The organism is Halomonas cerina (assembly GCF_014192215.1).
Classification (GTDB): Bacteria; Pseudomonadota; Gammaproteobacteria; order Pseudomonadales; family Halomonadaceae; genus Halomonas; species Halomonas cerina.
This window is the reverse complement of sequence record NZ_JACHXP010000044.1, coordinates 1-3,271: the sequence shown is the minus strand read 5'-3', so window position 1 is coordinate 3,271 and position 3,271 is coordinate 1. Positions and strand designations below refer to the sequence as shown.

At 66.9% G+C, this 3,271-nt stretch carries 5 protein-coding genes; 3 read left to right on the top strand and 2 right to left on the bottom strand.

Going from position 1 to position 3,271, the window contains the following annotated elements:
• The 3 genes from FHR94_RS20015 to pgi form a co-directional block, all read left to right on the top strand.
• The coding region (locus FHR94_RS20015; RefSeq protein WP_343064693.1) for a pyruvate kinase alpha/beta domain-containing protein at positions 1–129 on the top strand (129 nt) is incomplete at its 5' end.
• Positions 122–598: a methylglyoxal synthase gene (locus FHR94_RS19315; RefSeq protein WP_183328379.1), complete on the top strand. Its 477-nt coding sequence runs from the start codon at positions 122–124 to the stop codon at positions 596–598. The genes FHR94_RS20015 and FHR94_RS19315, both read left to right, overlap by 8 nt.
• Positions 599–644: 46 nt before the next feature.
• Positions 645–2,312 (top strand): glucose-6-phosphate isomerase, encoded by a 1,668-nt coding sequence (gene pgi / locus FHR94_RS19310; RefSeq protein ID WP_246390090.1) that lies wholly within the window; start codon positions 645–647, stop codon positions 2,310–2,312.
• A gap of 39 nt (positions 2,313–2,351) precedes the next feature.
• Here the strand turns inward: pgi and crcB are convergent, their stop codons facing one another.
• Together crcB and FHR94_RS19300 are read right to left on the bottom strand one after the other, a co-directional pair.
• A complete protein-coding gene (crcB, locus tag FHR94_RS19305) occupies positions 2,352–2,744 on the bottom strand; it encodes a fluoride efflux transporter CrcB (protein WP_183328377.1) in 393 nt (130 codons plus the stop codon).
• Positions 2,741–3,124 carry a fluoride efflux transporter FluC gene (locus FHR94_RS19300; protein ID WP_183328375.1) on the bottom strand — a complete coding sequence of 128 codons (384 nt, stop codon included), beginning with the start codon at positions 3,122–3,124 and terminating at the stop codon, positions 2,741–2,743. Before FHR94_RS19300 ends, crcB begins: the two co-directional genes overlap by 4 nt.
• Positions 3,125–3,271: the final 147 nt, after the last annotated feature.

Below are 3,271 nucleotides of genomic sequence, written 5' to 3'. Positions count from 1 at the left end.
GCGCTGCTGGTGGAGAAGGGCATCGCCGAGCCGGGCGATCACGTGATCCTCACCCGCGGCGACCACATGAACGCCCACGGCGGCACCAACACCCTCAAGATCCTTGACGTGGAGACCCGTCATGAATGAAGCACGCCCGCGCCGAGAGGTACAGCGTACCTTGCCGGCTTGCAAACGCATCGCGCTGATCGCCCACGACGGCAAGAAGGACGAGATGCTCGAGTGGGCCGGACGCTGGCAGGCCAGCCTGGCCCGACACCAGCTGGTCGGCACCGGCACCACCGCCCGGCGAATCGCCGACCGGCTGAGCCTCGAGGTGGAGCCCCTGATGAGCGGCCCACTGGGCGGCGACCAGCAGATCGGGGCGCGCATCGCCGAGCAGGGTCTTGATCTGCTGATCTTCTTCTGGGACCCCTTCGCACCGCAGCCCCACGACCCGGACGTTAAGGCGTTGCTGCGCCTGGCCGCCCTGTGGAACGTCCCGGTAGCCTGCAACCCAGCCAGCGCCGACTTCCTGCTCAGCTCGCCCTGGCTCGACCAGGACTACGAGATGAACATTCCCGATGCGAGTGGCTGGGTATCGGAACGTAGCAACTGAGCCCGGCCCTTGCCGGCGACGACACGACAACAACGCGAGGCCCCGCATGTTTCAGCTTACCCGCAGCGTCACCTGGCAGGCGCTGAAGCACCTGCAGACGCAGACCGCCGACGACCGCATCCGCGACTACTTCACCGCCGATCCACAGCGCTTCGACAAGATGAGCCTGCGGGTCGGCGGGCTCTTCCTCGACTACTCCAAGCATCACATCTCCGATGCCGTACTCGCCAAGCTCCTCGAGTTGGCCGACCACTCGGCGCTGGTCCAACGCCGCGCCCAGATGTTCTCCGGCGACATCATCAACGTCACCGAGAACCGGCCGGTATTACACACCGCCCTGCGCAACCTGGGCGAGGGACCACTGATGGTCGACGGCAAGGACGTGATGCCCGAGATCCACAGCACTCGCGAGCAGATCCGTCGCTTCTCCGAAGCGGTGCGCAGCGGCGAATGGAAAGGCTACAGTGGCCAGCGCATCAAGGACGTGGTCAACATCGGTATCGGCGGCTCGGACCTGGGCCCCAACATGGCCTGCCGCGCCTTGCTCAAGTACCGCCACGGGGAGCTGAGCTTCCACTTCGTCTCCAACGTCGATGGCACCCATATCCAGAAGGTGCTCAAGCGCCTCGACCCGGCTACCACCCTGTTCATCGTCTCCACCAAGACCTTCTCCACCCAGGAGACGCTGCTGAATGCCAAGACGGCGCGCCGCTGGTTCCTGGAGAATGCCGGCGAGGAAGCCGACGTCGGCGCCCATTTCGTCGCCGCCTCCACCAACAGCAAGGCCGCCATGGAATTCGGCATCCGCGAGGAGAATGTCTTCGAGTTCTGGGCCTGGGTCGGCGGTCGCTACTCCATGTGGTCGTCCATCGGCCTGCCCATCGCGCTGGCCATCGGCTTCGATGGCTTCATGGAGATGCTCGAGGGTGCCTATGAAATGGATCAGCACTTCCTGACCGCCCCCAACGCCGCCAACATGCCGGTGCTGATGGCGCTGATCGGGATCTGGTATATCAACTTCCAGGGCGCCGAGACCCAGGCCATCGTGCCCTACGATCAGGCGCTGCATCAGCTGCCGTCCTTCCTGCAGCAGCTCGATATGGAGTCCAATGGCAAGTCGGTGGATATCTTCGGCCACCCGGTGGACTACAAGACCGGCCCCATCGTCTGGGGCCAGACCGGCTCCAACGGTCAGCACGCCTTCTTCCAGCTGCTGCACCAGGGTACCCGCTACGTGCCCATCGACTTCATCGCCTCGCTCAAGCCCGAGCCCGGCTTCGAGGACCACCACTTCGCGCTGCTCACCAACATGCTGGCCCAGGCCAACGCCTTCATGGAGGGCAGCCAGCAGGGCAGCGACCTCGACCCCTACAGCTGCCCGGGCAACCGCCCCTCCAGTGTGCTGCTGCTCGACGAGCTGACGCCGAAGAACCTCGGGGCGCTGATCGCCCTGTACGAGCATAAGGTGTTCGTCCAGGGGGTGATCTGGAACATCAACTCCTTCGACCAGTGGGGTGTGCAGCTCGGCAAGCGCATCGCCGGCGAGATCAGCGAACGCATCGACGAGCACAGCCAGGACTTCGACAGCTCGACCCAGGGGCTGCTGAAGCTGGTGCGGGAGCACTTCCCCGGCCAGGGCACCACGCTGCCCCCGGAAGCCAAGGGCGACAACCGCAGTCGCAAGGGGAGCAAGAAGGGGCAGCGCACCGCGTGATCGCACCGTGGCACCGACCCGGCCTCGTGCGAGGCCGGGTCAGGCAGCGCTGCGGCGGCCCGCCCGCTGGCCCAACCAGGCGGCCCCCAGCCACAGCGGGACACTGCCTGCGCCGTAGAGCAGAGCCAGGCCGGGCTGGCCGCGCTGCAGGAGGTGCAGCGTCTCCAGGCCGAACAGCGAGAAGGTGGTGAAGCCACCGCAGAAGCCGGTGACCAGGAAGGGTTGCCAGCGGGCGACCCGGCCGGAGAGGCGATGGGCAGCATGGGCGGCGAAGGCGGCCATCAGCCAGGCGCCGACCAGGTTGATCGCGAGCGTCCCCCAGGGAAAGGCCGGCCCCAGGGCACGCAGCATCCCCACCGACACCAGGTGGCGCAGCATGGCCCCCAGGGCGCTGCCGAGTCCCACCGCCAGATAGCCGCACCAGCTCGTCATGCCTGGCCACCCCCGAGCCACCAACCCAGGGCCACGGCGCCAACCCCGGCCGGCACCGTGACCAGCATGTTGGCCACGGCCCGGTGCCGGTGCCCCGCCTGCCACAGGGTCAGGGTTTGCAGGCTGAGCGATGAGACCGTCGTATAACCGCCGAGGCCGCCGACGGCCAGAAGCTGCCAGACCAGTGTGGAACCGACTGTTCCCATCTGGGCAGCGAGCCCCCCCAGTGCCAGCGCCCCGCTCAGGTTGGCCAGCAGCGTCCCCCAGGGGAAGCGGTGGCCAAGCCAGTGGCTCATCAGCTCGGTCACCGCCAGGCGCGCCATGCCCCCCAGCGCCCCTCCCATCGCCACCAGCAGCAGGCTCGTCGCCCCCCAGGTCATGACATCCCTCCCTCTTGCGTCACGGCCATCCTAGACGAGGCGGGTGAGCGCTATCGAGTAGGAGGGGGAGTCGCCTCCCCCGTCCTCTCACACCACCGGGCATACGGTTCCGTACCACGGCGGTTCATGAAAAACGACTAAGCCCTC

Bases quoted from the DNA above. Each gene is read 5' to 3' on its own strand.
- pgi (WP_246390090.1), top strand. From the start codon at position 645: ATGTTTCAGCTTACCCGCAGCGTCACCTGGCAGGCGCTGAAGCACCTG.
- FHR94_RS19300 (WP_183328375.1), bottom strand. From the start codon at position 3,124: ATGACCTGGGGGGCGACGAGCCTGCTGCTGGTGGCGATGGGAGGGGCG.
- crcB (WP_183328377.1), bottom strand. From the start codon at position 2,744: ATGACGAGCTGGTGCGGCTATCTGGCGGTGGGACTCGGCAGCGCCCTG.
- FHR94_RS19315 (WP_183328379.1), top strand. From the start codon at position 122: ATGAATGAAGCACGCCCGCGCCGAGAGGTACAGCGTACCTTGCCGGCT.